At 65.1% G+C, this 15,305-nt stretch carries 12 protein-coding genes; 5 read left to right on the top strand and 7 right to left on the bottom strand.

Annotation, left to right across the window (positions count from 1 at the left end; translation table 11 throughout):
- Both RTQ46_RS22925 and RTQ46_RS22920 read right to left on the bottom strand, forming a co-directional pair.
- A partial coding sequence (locus RTQ46_RS22925; protein ID WP_312439901.1) for an FAD-dependent oxidoreductase occupies window positions 1-354 on the bottom strand: 354 nt, incomplete at its 3' end.
- A 10-nt stretch (window positions 355-364) separates the two neighbouring features.
- Window positions 365-1,669 carry an MFS transporter gene (locus RTQ46_RS22920; protein WP_312439900.1) on the bottom strand — a complete coding sequence of 435 codons (1,305 nt, stop codon included), beginning with the start codon at window positions 1,667-1,669 and terminating at the stop codon, window positions 365-367.
- Window positions 1,670-1,988: 319 nt separating this feature from the next.
- Between RTQ46_RS22920 and RTQ46_RS22915 the strand changes: the two genes are divergently transcribed.
- On the top strand, window positions 1,989-3,653 hold the full coding sequence (locus tag RTQ46_RS22915) for a CehA/McbA family metallohydrolase (protein ID WP_312439899.1): 1,665 nt from the start codon (window positions 1,989-1,991) through the stop codon (window positions 3,651-3,653).
- A 6-nt stretch (window positions 3,654-3,659) separates the two neighbouring features.
- Here the strand turns inward: RTQ46_RS22915 and RTQ46_RS22910 are convergent, their stop codons facing one another.
- From RTQ46_RS22910 to RTQ46_RS22900, 3 genes are read right to left on the bottom strand one after another with little or no spacing between them, the layout of a single operon-like run.
- Window positions 3,660-5,396 (bottom strand): bifunctional diguanylate cyclase/phosphodiesterase, encoded by a 1,737-nt coding sequence (locus RTQ46_RS22910; protein WP_312439897.1) that lies wholly within the window; start codon window positions 5,394-5,396, stop codon window positions 3,660-3,662.
- Window positions 5,393-6,745 (bottom strand): diguanylate cyclase domain-containing protein, encoded by a 1,353-nt coding sequence (locus tag RTQ46_RS22905; RefSeq protein ID WP_312439895.1) that lies wholly within the window; start codon window positions 6,743-6,745, stop codon window positions 5,393-5,395. The genes RTQ46_RS22910 and RTQ46_RS22905 overlap by 4 nt, the downstream gene beginning before the upstream one ends.
- The gene (locus RTQ46_RS22900) at window positions 6,742-7,134 is read right to left on the bottom strand and encodes a PAS domain-containing protein (RefSeq protein WP_312439894.1); all 393 of its coding nucleotides are present in this window, start codon (window positions 7,132-7,134) and stop codon (window positions 6,742-6,744) included. Before RTQ46_RS22900 ends, RTQ46_RS22905 begins: the two co-directional genes overlap by 4 nt.
- 268 nt (window positions 7,135-7,402) lie before the next feature.
- On the opposite strand from RTQ46_RS22900, the gene RTQ46_RS22895 reads away from it, so the two are divergent.
- Window positions 7,403-7,819, top strand: a complete 417-nt coding sequence (locus tag RTQ46_RS22895; protein ID WP_312439893.1) for an RcnB family protein — start codon at window positions 7,403-7,405, stop codon at window positions 7,817-7,819.
- Here the strand turns inward: RTQ46_RS22895 and RTQ46_RS22890 are convergent.
- Window positions 7,808-8,743, bottom strand: coding sequence for a LysR family transcriptional regulator (locus RTQ46_RS22890; protein ID WP_312439892.1), 936 nt, complete (start codon window positions 8,741-8,743; stop codon window positions 7,808-7,810). The genes RTQ46_RS22895 and RTQ46_RS22890 overlap by 12 nt on opposite strands.
- Window positions 8,744-8,875: 132 nt before the next feature.
- Here RTQ46_RS22890 and RTQ46_RS22885 point away from each other — a divergent pair, with 132 nt between their 5' ends.
- Together RTQ46_RS22885 and RTQ46_RS22880 are read left to right on the top strand one after the other, a co-directional pair.
- Window positions 8,876-9,280 (top strand): RidA family protein, encoded by a 405-nt coding sequence (locus RTQ46_RS22885; RefSeq protein WP_312439891.1) that lies wholly within the window; start codon window positions 8,876-8,878, stop codon window positions 9,278-9,280.
- A gap of 124 nt (window positions 9,281-9,404) precedes the next feature.
- Entirely contained in the window at window positions 9,405-11,516 is a 2,112-nt protein-coding gene (locus RTQ46_RS22880; protein WP_312439890.1) for a prolyl oligopeptidase family serine peptidase, read from the top strand.
- 94 nt (window positions 11,517-11,610) lie between these two features.
- On the opposite strand, the gene RTQ46_RS22875 is transcribed toward RTQ46_RS22880, so the two are convergent.
- The gene (locus RTQ46_RS22875) at window positions 11,611-12,237 is read right to left on the bottom strand and encodes a glutathione S-transferase family protein (protein ID WP_312439889.1); all 627 of its coding nucleotides are present in this window, start codon (window positions 12,235-12,237) and stop codon (window positions 11,611-11,613) included.
- Between the two features lie 204 nt (window positions 12,238-12,441).
- On the opposite strand from RTQ46_RS22875, the gene RTQ46_RS22870 reads away from it, so the two are divergent.
- A complete protein-coding gene (locus RTQ46_RS22870) occupies window positions 12,442-15,111 on the top strand; it encodes a M1 family metallopeptidase (protein WP_312439888.1) in 2,670 nt (889 codons plus the stop codon).
- The last annotated feature ends 194 nt before the right edge of the window (window positions 15,112-15,305 follow it).

The raw sequence follows: 15,305 nt of genomic DNA, 5'->3' as shown, positions 1-15,305 counted from the left end.
CAGCGGCGACACGAACGGGGTCGAGCCGGTGGCGAACACCAGCTTGTCGTACGGCAGGATGTCGCCGGTGCTGACGGTGACGGTTTTCGCGGCACGGTCGACGGCGATGGCGCGCGCGTTCAGCTTCAGCACCACATTGCCCTGCTCGAAAAAGCCGGGCGCCACCAGCGACAGGTCGTCCGCCGATTTGCCGCTGAAAAACTCGGACAGGTGCACGCGGTCGTAGGCGGCTCGCGGCTCTTCGCACAAGACGGTCACGGACAGGCGCGTATTGTTTTCCAGCGCCAGGCGTTCGAGGAATTTATGCCCGACCATGCCATGGCCGAGGACGACGATTTTCAGGGGGGTGTGCATGTTTCTCTCCTCAGGCCGCAGCCAGCTTCGCTTCGGCCGCGCTGCTGGTAAAGCGCACCGCGATGGCACACAGGGCCGACACCACCACCAGCACGCTCAGGATGACCAGCGTCTGGCGGATGTCGCCGGTGCCCTTCATCAGGAAGCCGGCCGCCACCGCGCCCACATTGCCGCCGGCGCCGATAATGCCGGCCACGCCACCCAGCGCCTTGCTGTCGATAAACGGCACCAGCGCATAGGTGGCGCCGCATGCCATATGGGTGAACAGGCCAAATACCAGCATCGCGATCACGGCGAAAGTAACGCTGTCGACCCTGGCAAACCACAGCAGGCCCACGCCTTCGCCGATCATCAGCATGAACAGCAGGGTGACGCGGCTGTTCAGGTTGCCGCGCAGCGCCAGCTTGTCGGACAGCCAGCCGCCCAGGGCGCGGGCAAACAGCGCCAGCAAACCAAAGCTGCCGGCGGCCAGGCCGGCCGATTTCAGGGACAGGCCGAAATGGTCGACGTAATAGACGGCGGCGATATTGTGGATAAAGATTTCGATGCCGAAGCAGGCGCCGTAGGTAACGAACAGCAGCCAGACGCGGTAGTTGCTGCTCGCTGCCTTGAAGCTGGCCCAGCCGCCGCTTTTGCCACCACCTTTTCCGCCCTCGATGGCGATGCCGGCCTTGCGCAGGTCCGAGTAATTGCCTTCCGGGCAGTCCTGCGTAAAGCGCCAGTACAGGGCCGCCATCACCAGCATCAGCACGCCCGGCACCAGCAGCGCCACGCGCCAGCCCAGCGATTCGGACACGCCCAGCATCACCAGCGCGCCCAGCATCAGCGGCATCAAGGCTTGCGCCGCCCCGCCGCCCGCATTGCCCCAGCCGGCAGCGGCCGCATTGGCCGTGCCGACCACGCGCGGCGCGAACATCACCGAGGTGTGGTACTGGGTGATGACGAAGCTGGCGCCGACCGCGCCGATGCCCAGGCGGAAGAACAGGAAACTTTCATAGCTTTGCGAAGCGGCCACGCCCAGCACGGGAATCGCGCCCAGCAGCAGCAGGCCGGTATACGTCTTGCGCGGACCGTAGCGGTCGCACATGGGGCCGACGATCAGGCGCACCAGGATGGTAATGGCGACGGCCGCGATATTGATATTGGCCACTTGCGCCAGCGACAGACCGAACTCGCCCTTGATGATGGGCATGAGCGGCGCGCAGGCGAACCAGGCGAAGAAACAGACAAAGAACGCCATCCACGTCAGGTGGAAGGCGCGCATGGGTGGCGTGGCGAGGGAGAAGAGCGTGATGCTGGTAGCTTTGCTGGCCATGATGGTTCCCGAAGTATCCCGTTGATAAAACAAAAACGGCGCCCGCCCCTACCGATAGCCAAATCAGTGTGAGCGGACGCCGTTGTCCATGGTGGCCCGTCGTTGGACCGTTGTTTGTTCCGGGGATCGCCGTTGATCCGTCCCTATCCTTTAGCAAGCGCCGTGCCAGGTTTTTGCAGGGGCTGCAACACAAAATCGCCGCCGTTTGCGCCCGGTCATGGGTGATCGCGGTGCAGCATCGCCTCTTGTTGGTGCGGTGATGGAACTGAAACGAGGCAGGATTTGTCTAAATGCTATCGGATCGACCAGGGAGGCCGGCATGGCTGCGCACGATGGCATCACAAGGCTGGCGCGCGCATGGGCGGCACTGCTCTTTCTTGCATGCAGCAGCGGTGCTGCCGCGCAAGGACAAGCTGCCGAGCCCAAGGAGCATCAGGAACTCGATGCCACCGTGCAGGCGCCGTTTCACGCGGCGCCCGATGCGCGCAGGACACAGGCGCGCACGTTCCAGGTGCAACTGTCCTATCCCGGCGAAGGCGAGGTCCATGCCGTCGACTGGCGGCTGACGCTGTCCGGTCCCGGCGCGCAGGGTCAATTGACGCGCAGCTGGCAAGGCCTGGCGCGCATGGCCGGCGACGGCGCGACGGTCAGCGTGCCCTGGGATGGCCGCCTTGACGGCGGAGCTCCGGCACCGGCAGGCCTGTACCAGCTGCTGTTGCGCGCCACCGCAGGCGATGGCGCCGGGCGGCAGACGGTGGAACAGCAGTGGCAGATTGCCGTCGAGCGCAGCGATGGCAATCGCACCCTGGCGCCGCGCCGGGCCGCGCTGCCGCCTGCGACGAAACCGTTGCTTGACAAGCTGCCCTATAAAATCGTCCTGGCCAACCTGCACAGCCAGACCCGCCACAGCGACGGCGGCGCCGCGCTCGATGCGTGCAAGGGCGCGCAGGAACCGCAAACGGCGCCGTTCGGCCCGATCGACGCCTACCGCTATGCGCAGCAGCATGGCCTGGACGTGCTGTTGGCGTCCGAGCACAACCATATGTATGACGGCTCCGATGGCACCAACGCGGCAGCCGAGCCGGCCGAAGCGAAGGCGCTGTACCAGACGGGCCTGGCCGAAGCGGCCGCCTACACTGCCGACAACCCCGGCTTCCTGGCGCTGTACGGCATGGAATGGGGCGTGATCAACAAGGGCGGCCACCTGAATATCCTCAACAGCGATCTGCTGCTGGGCTGGGAACGCAATGGCAAGGGAGAACTGCTGGCCGACCTGGACACGCCGAAAGGCGACTACGCGGCACTGTATGGGCTGATGCGCGAACGGGGCTGGCTGGGCCAGTTCAACCACCCTGCGGTCTCGGGCCAGTTCACGGTGGCCGGCCAGCCGCTTGGCTATACACCCGATGGCGACGCCGCGATGGTCTTGTGCGAAGTGATGAATACCTCGGCCTTTTCCACCAACGAACAGGAAACGGAGCCGCGCCGCAGCAACTATGAAGCGGCCTGCAACCGCGCCCTGAGTGCCGGCTACCATGTGGCGTTCAGCACCAACCAGGACAACCACTGCGCCAACTGGGGTGCGGCCTACGGCAACCGCACGGCTATCCTGGTCCGGGCCGATGCGCCACTGAGCCGCGACAGCCTGTTCGAGGCCCTGCGCGCGCGGCGCGTGTTCGCCACCATGGACAAGCACGCGCAGCTGATATTCACGGCCAACGGCAGGATGATGGGCGAGCGTTTCGACAACCGGGGGCCGCTGTCGCTCACGGTACGCCACAGCCACAGCCAGGGCCGCCAGGCGGCCAGCATCGTCCTGTTTCAGGGCGTGCCTGGCAGCAATGGCAGCGTGACGCCGCTGTCGGACCAGGCGCAGATCACGATCACGCCCTCGCCCGGACCGCATTTCTACTATGCGCGCGTGACGCAGGACGATGGCAATATCGCGTGGTCGGCGCCGGTGTGGATCAATCAGGTACCGTAGCCCGCTTCAGGAGGCCGGCGGCAACGCCAGCCACTCCACCAGTGCCTCGCTCGGCAGCGGGCGGCTGAAGAAATAACCCTGTCCCTTGTCGCACCCCAGCTGCGTCACCACGGCCGCCTGCGCCGGCGTTTCGATGCCCTCGGCCACCGTGCGCATGCCCAGGCTGCGCGCCACGCTGATGGTGGCCTGGATCAGCACGCGGTGGTGATTGCTGGTATCGGCCTGGCAGACGAACGAGCGGTCGATCTTGACCGTATCGACCGGCAGCAAATGCAGGCTGGACAGGGACGAATAGCCGGTGCCGAAGTCGTCCAGCGCCAGCGTGACGCCCAGTGCCTTGAGTTCGGCCAGCCGCAGCTGCACCTGTTCGTCCTGTGCGGCCAGGCTTTCCGTCACTTCCAGCTGCAGCTGGTCCGGGCGCATGCCGCTGGCGGCCAGGATCTGGCGCACCGTGGCGATCCAGTCCGGCTGCGCCAGTTGCGCGCGCGACAGGTTGACGGCCATCAGGCGCGGTGCGCGCGGACCCAGCTTCGCTTGCCAGGCCATGAAGTCGTGGCAGGCCTGCGCCAGCACGAAGTCGCCCAAGGCCCCGATCTGGCCGGTCTGCTCGGCAATACCGATAAATTCCAGCGGCGGCACCACGCCACGCACCGGATGGCGCCAGCGCACCAGCGCTTCGACGGCGGCGCCGCGGTCGATGCCCATGTCTTCGTTCAGGCCCACCACCGGCTGGTACACCACGAACAGCTGGTTCCCGCTGAGGGCCACGCGCAGGTCGGCCTCGATTTCGCCCAGTTGCGCGGCGGCCTCGCGCATGGCCGGATCGAACAGGGCCGGATGCGCCGAGCCGGCCTGTCTCGCATGTTGCATGGCGATGCCGGCATCGCGCAGCACGTCCTCGGCATTGCCCGAAGCGTCCTGTTGCAGCACGATGCCCATGCGCCAGGTGCAATTGAGCTGCTGTCCGTCGATCAGGAACAAGGGGCTGATCGCGTCGAGCAGCCGGCGCGCCACGCTGTGCACGTCCGCCGCCTGGCGCATGCCGTCGAGCACCACGACAAACTCGTCGCCGCCGAAACGGGCGGCGACCTGTCCGTTCGAACGCAGGGCGGCGCGCAGGCGATCTGCCAGCATGATCAGCAGGCGGTCGCCGGATGCCTCGCCAAACGTGGCATTGATCTGCCGGAAGCGGTCGCAGTTGAGCAACAGGACGGCATAGCCATTTCCGGAGCTGGCGCCGCGATCGATCAGCTGCTGCAATTGTTCCTGCACCCCGAGCCGGTTCGGCAAGCCCGTCAGGCGGTCGATGCGCTCGGCGCCGCTCAGCTTCTGCGCCAGCCGCTGCTGTTCGCGGTGCTGGTCGATGCTGGCGTCGATCACTACCGCCATCAGCCGGCCCGTATCGAGTTTCAGCAGGCTGATCGACAGCACCTGCGGCGCATGGCGCGCATCCATGCCCGTTTCCTGCATGCCGTTGACCGGGATGCGCAACGCTTCGCAGACGACGCCCGAACTGCGCTCGAACGCCGCCGCCATGACGCGCAACTGCGGCGCGATGCCGTCGAACACGTCGAATAGATTGCTCAGATCGCCTTCCGGCGCCACCGGCATCAGCAGCTGCGACGACATCGGGTTGAGCATGTCGATCTCGCCGTGCACGTCGCATTGCACCAGGCCGATTGGCGCGCGGTACAGAAACTCGATCAGCGTCTGGTAAGCGTCATCGTCGTGGGTAGCCATCATGGAGCGCTCCTCGCGGTGCCTGCGGCACTCAGATCCGGTTTCCAGCAGGCGATCCTGTTGCGTCCCTGCGTCCTGGCCGCAGCCAGGGCCTGGCCGGCCCGCCTGAGCAGCAGGTCCAGCGACTGCGCGCCGTCGCCGGCCAGCGCCATGCCGCCGCTGACGGTGTAGCTGATGGGCACGCCGTCAACCTGCACCGTTTCGCCGGCAATGCGCTGGCAGAAGCGCGCGGCCAGTTCCTGCGCCACGGCCACGCTGGTCGACGGCAGCAAGACGGCAAACTCTTCGCCGCCGATGCGCGCGACCAGGTCTGACGGACGAAATGCGGCCACCAGCGAAGTGGCCAGATGCACCAGCACGGCGTCGCCGGCCGGGTGGCCATGACGGTCATTGACCGCCTTGAAATGGTCGGCGTCGAACAGCAGCAGCACGATCGGGCGCGGCAGGCGCAAGCTGCGCTCCAGTTCGCGTTCGGCCGCCTCGAAAAACGCGCGGCGGTTGGCGATGCCGGTCAGGTAATCGCAGTCCCTGGCCTGGCGGTAGCGCTCGCTGGCCTCACGCTTGTCGCTGATATCGCGCATCACCAGGCAATACGCCGACTCGGTGTCTTCGTGCAAGGCGGACGCAGGCGATTCGCGGTCGGGCAGCGGCGAGATCATGGCGCTGCCCCAAAAGCGCGAACCGTCGGCTTTCACGCGCCAGCCTTCGTCGAGGCTCCAGCCGTTGGCGTCCGCTTCGCGCAGGCGGTCCGCCAGCCGCTCGGCCGTGGTGGCGCCCGCTTCATCGAACAGCGAGTACGGCTGATCCAGAGCGGCATCCGCACCAAAACCGGTGACGCGGCCGATGCTGTCGTTCCACTCATTGATGCGGCCGCGCTGGTCCAGGCTGACCAGCGCGTAGTCGCTGATGCCGGTCAGGATGGCATTCAGCCAGGCATCGCTTTGCCGCAGCTGGCGGTCGCGCCGTACCTGCTGGGTCACATCGGCCAGCACGGCCATCAGCCGCGAGCCATCGAGCTTGATCAGGCTCAGCGACAGGAACTGCGGCGAGCTTTTGCTCGAATCGGCATACAGCTGGATGCGCACGCCATCGCAGACGATGCCATTCGGGGCGGCAAAGGCGGCAGCCAGATGGCGCAGGTCGGGCGCGACCGAACCGAGCGCATCGAACAGGTTTTCCAGCGAGCCGTCGCGCGACAGCGGCATCAGGAGCTGCGCCGAGACCGGGTTGATCAGGCCGATATTGCCGTCCGCATCGGTCTGCACCAGGCCGACCGGCGCCATGTACAGGAATTGCAGCAGCGCCTCATGGCTGGCTGCCGCATCCTCGCCAGCCGCTTCCGGCACGCTCATGGCTTGCGCTGCACCAGCACATAGCGCGTGGCGGCGTGCGGCGCGGCCAGCAGGCGCAGGGCCACCTTGACCGGGCGCATGCGCAAGGTCAGGACATAATTGATGATGGCGTCGAGCTCGCTTCCGTCGGCAAGCGCATCCTCGAAACGCTGCGCCACCATGAAGTTGTTCATGCACGGTGCCACCACGGTAAACAGGGGATGGCCCAGAACGCGATCGGACGCCAGGCCGGCCGCTTTCGATTCGAACGCATTGTATTGCCGGACTACCCCATCGGCATCGAAACCGATGACGCCGAAGTCGAGCCGGTCCATGTCGTCGGCTTGCAGGGCCAGCAACTGGTCGAGCGCGCCGGCTTGCTCGAAGGTGGGGGTAAGGTGGTGCATCATGCGACAGACTCCGGTGGATAGTGTGATGGCAGGGCTGGCCTCATGCGGCGCTTGCCGCAGCACAGATTGGCGGCCATGCCTGAGTTGAAGTGGTTTCTTTAAAGAACATATTCCGCTGTTGTCGTTGCGCTGTCAATCGCTGTATGGTGATGATCGTCAAGATTATGAAGGCCTATGTGCGCTAGCAAACTGAACAAAAAGCAACTGCATGTTCCAATGTCATCATTGGCCAGCTACCTCGTTGCGCCCTGTCAAAAAGGAACACCTCATGAACAAGAAAATCCTCGTCTCTTCCCTGATCGCAGCCTTCATGGCTTGCAGCGCCTCGGCCTTTGCCCAGGATCGCCACGACCGGAATGACAACAGGCCGCAGCAGCATGACCAGCGTGGCGACGAGCATGACAACCGGCACGACGACAGGCGTGATGACCGCCGCGATGACCATGCGCGTCCTGGCCATGCTCCGCAGCATGCAGGCAACCGCGGCGTCGGTCCGCGCCATGAATGGCACAAGGGTAACCGTTTGCCAGCGGAATACCGCAACAAGCGCCACGTCGTCAACGACTGGCGCGCACGCCGCCTGAGCCCGCCTCCGCGCGGCCACCAGTGGGTAAAGGTCGATAACGACTATGTGCTGATGGCGGCCGCAACCGGTCTGATCGCACAGATTATCTTAGGTAACTGATTTGCCGGCCGGCCGCGCCAGCGGCGCATGCCGGTCCATCAATTCCACCACCCAATCGATAAACACGCGCAGCTTCTTGCTGACGTGGCGGTTGGGTGGATACGCCAGGTACAAGGGCATCGCGGCGATTGCCCAGGTTTCAAACAGCGGCACCAGTTCGCCACTGGCCACATGTTTCCGCGCCATATAGTCCGGCAGCCACAACACCCCCAAGCCCGCCACGCCCGCCGCCAGATAGGCGTTGCCGTCGTCGATCGACAGCACGTATTGCCCCTGTATCCTGACAGTCTCGCCGTCCCGCTGCATCACATGCGCAAAGCCGTTGCCACTGCTCGCCCAGCGAAAGCGCACGATGCGATGCTGTTCGCTCTCCAGCTCGGCGGGATGCACGGGCGTGCCGGCCCGTGCCAGGTAGGCCGGCGCCGCATACACGGCCAGCTGCAGGTCGCCGACCTGGCGCGCCATCAGCGACTGGTCCGCGATGGCGCCGCCGCGTATCACGCAGTCGACGTTTTCGCCGATCACGTCGACCATGCGGTCGCTGGCGCCCATGTCGAGCACGATATCGGGATACAAGGCGTGAAACTGCGGCAGCGCCGGCACCAGCAGCATGCTGGCCAGCGGACTGGGCACATCCACGCGCAGCTGGCCGCGCGGCAATGCCGATGCATTCGGCAGGCTGGTCTCCACCTCTTCCAGCGCCGCCAGCACCTCGACGATGCGTTCGTAATACACGGCGCCATCGGCCGTGACGTTGACCTTGCGCGTGGTGCGGTTCAGCAGTTTCAGGCGCAAGCGCGCTTCGAGCTGCTGCACCAGCTGCGTCACCGTAGTGCGGCTCATGTGCAGTGTCCGCGCTGCCTGCGTAAAACTGCCCGTCTCGACTACCCGCGCAAAAGCGGTCATTGCGTCAAACCTGTCCATACTGTTTACTCCGCGTTGATTGTTTGGATTATACAAACAGTCTAGCGCAGCCTTGCCCGTTTATCTGCAGGCCATCCGCGCTTACAGTGGTGTCTTGCGCAGCCGCCGGCTGCATGACCACAGGAGATCACCATGAACCAACGCGACGTCGTGTTCCCACCAGGCCGCCAGGCGCTGTATGAACGGAACCGCTATTCACCGGCCGTGCGCGCCAACGGCCTGCTGTTCGTGTCGGGCCAGGTCGGCAGCCGCGACGATGGCTCGCCCGAACCGGAACTCGACGCGCAGGTGCGGCGCGCCTTCGGCAACCTGAACGCCATTCTTGCTGCTGCCGGGTGTACGTTCGGCGATGTGCAGGATGTGACCATCTTTATCGTCGATCCGCAAGCCCACTTCCAGCGCATCTGGGACCTGGTGCAGGCCGAATACTGGGGCCAGGCGCCGTTCCCGACCGTGACGGCGGTCGGCGTGACCTGGCTGTATGGCTTCCAGTTCGAGATCAAGGTGGTGGCGAAACTGCCGGCACAAGCCAGCTAGCAAGGCGCCGCAGGGTTTGCAGCCGCCGCTTGCCTCTGGTTCCTTCCTGCAATCCATGGCAACATGGCAGCGCCGTCTTGAGTGCAAAACGGCGCAACCGATCATTGTCAAGGAAAACCAGCCCATGTCTTTCTATCGCAAATTTGCCGGCAGCATGCTGCTCGGCCTGGCCACTGCGGGCGTCGCCCATGCCCAGGCGCCTGATGCCGCCGCTGCCACTGCCCCGACCGATCCATTACAGTGGCTGGAAGAAGTCGCCGGCGACAAGCCGATGGCCTGGGTGCATCAGCACAACGCCGTCAGCACCAGGGAACTGGAAAGCAAAGCCGCGTTCCCGGCCCTGCAGGCGCGCCTGAAAACCATCCTGAACTCGAAAGAGCGGATTGCCTACGTCAGCAAGGAAGGCGCGTTTTTCTATAATTTCTGGCGCGACGCGCAGCATGTGCGCGGCATCTGGCGCCGCACCACGCTGGCGCAGTTCCAGCTGCCCGAACCGGCCTGGGAAACCGTCATCGACCTCGATGCGCTGGCCGCCAGCGAGAACGAGAACTGGGTCTGGGGCGGCGTCTCCTGCCTGTACCCGAAGGGCGAACGCTGCCTGGTGTCGCTGTCGCGCGGCGGCGGCGACGCCAAGGTGGTGCGCGAATACGACGTGGCCAAACGCGCGTTCGTGGCCGACGGCTTCGTGCTGCCTGAAGCGAAGAGCAGCACCGGCTGGATCGACGACGACACGCTGTTCGTCTCGACCGACTTCGGCCCCGGCTCGATGACCAGTTCCGGCTACCCGCGCATCGTCAAGGAATGGAAGCGCGGCACGCCGCTGGCCCAGGCGCGCACGCTGTACGAGGCCAAACCGGACGACATGAGCGTTGCCGCCTACAAGGACTTCACGCCCGGCCATGCATTCCAGTTCGTCGAGCGCCAGATCGACTTTTACAGCGGCGAGATGTTCCTGCGCGAAGGCGACCGCCTGACCAAGGTGCCGAAACCCGATGACGCCACCGCCTTTACCGTGCGCGACCAGCTGGTGATCACCTTGCGCTCGGACTGGACGCTCGACGGCAAGACCTTTCCGCAAGGTGCGTTGATTGCCACCGACTTCCGGGCCTTCATGCAGGGCAAGCGGCAGTTCGAGGTGCTGTATGCGCCGACCGCCACCTCATCGCTCGACAGCGTGGCCGCCACGAAGTCGGCCATCCTGGTGACCACGCTGGACAAGGTCAAGAACCGCATCACGGAGCTGCGCCATGTGGATGGCAAGTGGCTGCGCCGCGAGGTCGATGCGCCGAAACTGGGCACGCTGGCCGTCAGCGCACTGGACTCCGTCGATTCGGACCAGTACTTCCTGACCGTCACCGATTTTTTGAACCCCACCACCCTTTACCTGGCCACCGCCAGCAGCGACCAGCGCACCAGGATCAAGTCGCTGCCGGCCTACTTTGACGCCAAGCCGTACAAGGTCGAGCAGTTCGAATCGACCTCGAAAGACGGCACCAAAGTGCCCTACTTCGTCATCATGAACAAGAAGACGAAGTTCGACGGCAAGAACCCGACCGTGCTGTATGGCTATGGCGGCTTCGAAGTGTCGCTGAAACCCGCCTACAGCGGCATTATCGGCGAAGCGTGGCTGGCCCAGGGAGGAGTGTATGTGCTGGCCAATATCCGCGGCGGCGGCGAGTTCGGCCCGCGCTGGCACCAGGCGGCGCTGAAGGAACACCGCCAGCGCGCCTATGACGATTTCATCTCGGTGGCGCAGGACCTGATCAGGCGCAAGCTGACCAGCCCGCGCCACCTGGGCATCATGGGCGGCAGCAATGGAGGCCTGCTGGTGGGCGCCACGCTGACGCAGCGGCCCGACCTGTTCAACGCCGTGGTCAGCCAGGTGCCGCTGCTCGACATGCGCAGATATAACAAGCTGCTGGCCGGCGCTTCATGGATGGGCGAGTATGGCGACCCGGATGTGCCGGAACAATGGGCCTACATCGGCAAGTACTCGCCGTACCAGAACGTCTTCAAGGACAAGAAATATCCACGCGTGTTCTTTACCACCTCGACCCGCGACGACCGCGTGCATCCGGGCCATGCGCGCAAGATGGTGGCGAAAATGGAAGAACAGGGCCACGACGTGCTGTACTGGGAAAACACCGAAGGCGGCCATGCGGGCGCGGCCAATAACGACCAGCAGGCGCTGATGTGGGCGTTGACGTATACCTTTCTGCAGCAGCAATTACGGTAACGCCATGTCGGATTAGCGCTTGCGCGTAATCCGACAACACCACCGGCCCAAGCCAACAATGTTGTCGGATTACGCGCTTGCGCGCTAATCCGACCTACTTGCTGTGGACCGCGCTGGGGCGCTCGGCAATCCGGTCGCGGTACGCCTGCAGATGCTCCAGCCCCTCCGCGCCTGGCCGGTATTTCATCAGGCCGCGTGCAAATTCCAGCGAACAGAAGGTGGTGATGTCGGCGATGGTAAACCGCTCGCCGGCCACATACGGCTGGCGCGCCAGCAGGCGGTCCAGCCACTGCGCCGTCTCGCGCATCTTGGCGCCCTGCGCGGCGCCGAAGTCGGGGAACTGCGGGTTTTCCAGCGCCAGCAGCGCCGGATGGCTGTGGCGCACGCAGTTGGCGATGCCCAGGAACAGATGCAGTTCCACCCGGCGGTCCGCCATTTCGATAAATGCCCGCTCTTCAAACCCCTCGCCCATCAGGTTCGGTTCCGGCTGCAGTCCTTCCAGATACGTGCAGATGGCGCGCGTCTCGGCCAGCACGCGGCCATCGGGCAACTCCAGTGCCGGCACGCGGCCCATCGGATTCTTTTCCAGGAAAGCGGGATCGCGATGCTGGCCCGCCATCAGGTCGAGCGGCACTTCCTCGATGCCGGCAATGGCTTTTTCGGCAATGAACATGGTGACCCGGCGCGGGTTCGGCGTGCGGGGGCTGACATACAGTTTCATGCTGGTCTCCTCTTTATGCTGTTTATTATGATCGCTGCCGCATCATACCCTGCCACCCGGCGTTTGACTTTGCCCACGTTTACACTTAGATTGCTGGACGGGAATGCTGACCTGCCTATATCAACGCCAGCGCGCCCATCACCTCCCAGTGCGCCGGACGCTTACCAGGTTGGCCGGCGCGATACTCTCATCAACAGGGTTCTCATGCACCGCAATCTTTCACGCAGCCGTATCGCCGCCGCCGTAGTCCTCGCGCTGGCCTCCTTGACCAGCCATGCCGCCCAGCCGAGTGCGCCACATGCCTCCGCCAGCCACGCCACGTCCACCACCACGCAGCTGCCGCGCGGCGTCACGCCACTGCACTATGCGCTGTCGCTCACGCCCGATGCACAGGCGGCGACCTTCACGGCGAACGTGGCGATCACGGTCGATGTCGCCGCGCCGACGCGCACGGTCACGCTCAATGCGCTGGAACTGGCGTTCGCGGGCGCCACCGCCGAAGGGCCCGGCGGCACCCAGCAGGCCAGCAAGATCGATGTCGATGGCGCCACGCAGACAGCCACGCTGCATTTCGCCCAGCCGCTGGCCAAGGGCAAGCACACGCTGGCGATCAGCTACAGCGGCAAGATCGGCACCCAGGCCACGGGACTGTTCTCGCTCGACTACGATACGCCAGCCGGCCGCCAGCGCGCGCTGTACACGCAGTTCGAGAACTCGGACGCGCGCAGCGTGCTGCCGTCGTGGGACGAACCGGACTACAAGGCCACGTTTGCGCTGGAAGCGACCGTGCCGAGCAACCAGATGGCGGTCGGTAACATGCCCGTTGCCAGCAGCACGGAGCTGGGCAATGGCAAGAAGCGCGTGACGTTCGGCGTCACGCCGCGCATGTCGACTTATCTGCTGTTCTTCGGCCTGGGCGACTTCGAGCGCGCCACGGCCATGGCGGACGGCACCGAAGTCGGTGTCATCACCAAGAAAGGCGCGCTGGCGCAAAGCCGCTTCGCGCTGGACGAATCGGCCGCGCTGCTGCGCGAATACAACGATTATTTCGGCGTGCGCTTTCCGCTGCCCAAGCTGGACAATATCGCCGCGCCAGGGCGCAGCCAGTTTTTCGGCGCGATGGAAAACTGGGGCGCCGTGTTCACGTTCGAATACAGCCTGCTGCTCGATCCGGCCATTTCGACCCAGTCCGACAAGGAAAACATCTACACCACGCTGTCGCACGAAATGGCGCACCAGTGGTTCGGCGACCTGGTCACCATGCGCTGGTGGGACGACCTGTGGCTGAACGAAGGCTTTGCCTCGTGGATGGAAAGCCGCACCACCGAACGCATGCATCCGGAATGGAACACCGCCCTGTCATCGGTCCGCGTGCGCGAAGGCGCGATGAGCCGCGACGCGCTGGCCACCACGCATCCGGTGGTGCAGCGCATCGCCACGGTGGAACAGGCCAGCCAGGCCTTCGACACCATCACCTACCAGAAGGGCGAGTCGGTGATCCGCATGCTCGAAGCCTATGTGGGCGCCGATACCTGGCGCACGGCCGTGCGCAGCTACATGCGCAAGCACGCGTATGGCAATACGGTGTCCGACGACCTGTGGCGCGAAGTCGATGCGGCTGCCGGCAAGCCGGTCAGCGCGATCGCGCACGACTTCACCCTGCAGCCGGGCGTGCCTTTGATCCGCGTGGGCGAGACCGCCTGCAAGGCCGGCAATACCACCGTCACGCTGACCCAGGGTGAATTTACCAAGGACCGCGAACAGAAAAAACCGCTGGCCTGGCGCGTGCCGGTGATCGCGCAGACACTGGGCAGCGGCAAGCTGGCGCGCGTGCTGGTACAGAACGGCAAGGCTACCCTGACGGTGCCCGGTTGCGGCCCGCTGCTGGTGAACGCCGGCCAGAGCGGCTATTACCGCACCCTGTATGCGCCGAAACAGGCCGGCGCGCTGGCTTCAAGCTTTGCGCAGCTGCCTGCCATCGATCAGCTGGGCGTGCTGTCGGACAGCCAGTCGCTGGGCATGGCCGGCCTGCAGAATCCGGCCGACTTCCTCGATCTGGTCAAAGCGACGCCCTTGTCGGCCGACCCGCAGGTCTGGGGCAAGGTGGCTGGTGCGCTGAATGGCCTGCATGAGCAGTATGCCGGCGACCAGTTGCGCCAGCGCCGCTTCGATGCCTGGGCGATTGCCCGCCTGGCGCCCGTGATGGCGCAAACCGGCTGGCAGGCGCGCGAGGGCGAAGCGGACACCGTGGCCACCCTGCGCAGCCAGCTGATCGGCACCCTGAGCAATCTGGGCGACACCGCCGTCATCACGGAAGCGCGCCGCCGCCATGCGGCACGCGCCACCGACCCGGCCGCCCTGCCGGCTGCCCTGCGCCGCACCATCCTGGGCGTGGTGGCCCAGCATGCGGACGCCGCCGCCTGGGACCAGCTGCACGCCGAAGCGCAAGCCGAAAAAACGCCGCTGATCCGCAACCAGCTGTATGACCTGCTGGCGTCGAGCGACGATGCGGCACTGGCCCAGCGTGCGCTGGCGCTGGCCCTGACGGACGAACCGGGCCTGACCAACAGCCCGGCCATGATCAGCCGCGTGGCATACCGCCATCCGGACCTGGCCTTCGATTTCGCGCTGTCCCATATCGACCAGGTCAACGCGCGCATCGACGCCAGCTCGCGCAGCCGCTATTTCCCGCGCCTGGCGGCCAGCTCCAGCCAGCAGGCGATGGTCGGCAAGCTCGATGCCTATGCCAGGGCCCACCTGGCGGCCACCGCGCGCGGCGACGCCGATACCTCGATCGCCGACATCGAGTACCGTATCAAGGTGCGCGAACAGCGCTTGCCGGCGATTGATGCGTGGCTGTCGAAACAGTCGTAACGATCGCAGGTCGGATTAGCGCGGCGCAGCCGCGCGCAATCCGACAACAGCGTTAGCCATATTGTCGGGTCACGCAAAAAAAACCGGCTTCGCATTACGCGGCAGCCGGTTGAAACGCTTGTTCAGAGCGCAGGGATAAACAGGGGGCAGTGAGGTGCGATGAGCACGGCACTGCGGTACGACACATTCGTGCC

Source organism: Janthinobacterium sp. (assembly GCF_031995485.1).
Lineage (GTDB): Bacteria > Pseudomonadota > Gammaproteobacteria > Burkholderiales > Burkholderiaceae_D > Janthinobacterium.
The sequence above is the reverse complement of the archived record's forward strand: the minus strand, read 5'-3'. Positions and strand labels throughout refer to the sequence as shown.